Origin of the sequence: Streptococcus sp. HMSC074B11, from assembly GCF_001808705.1 — a bacterium.
Lineage (GTDB): Bacteria > Bacillota > Bacilli > Lactobacillales > Streptococcaceae > Streptococcus.
Genome location: NZ_KV794256.1, coordinates 1 through 212 on the forward strand (window position 1 = coordinate 1; position 212 = coordinate 212).

General features: G+C 41.5%; 1 protein-coding gene. It reads right to left on the reverse strand.

Annotation, left to right across the window (positions count from 1 at the left end):
- Positions 1 to 212, reverse strand: a 212-nt coding sequence (locus HMPREF2619_RS11340) for a MiiA motif-containing surface protein (protein WP_186821481.1), incomplete at both ends; no start/stop codon positions are given.

Consider the following 212-nt stretch of genomic DNA (forward strand, 5'->3'; position numbering starts at 1 on the left):
CTACCTTAGTTTTCTCTGCATCAGTCAAGTCGCTTGGATCTGTAACTGGTGTTACTGCTGGGTCGTTAAGTTCCTTATCAGCTGATTTCTTAACAGTTTTTTCTGCTGGAATAACTGCTGTAGTTCCACCTGGGTAAGTGACTGTTGTTGTACCATCTTCACCAACTTTAACATCTGTTACGGTTGGGTTAGCTTTCTTAACTTCTTCAGCT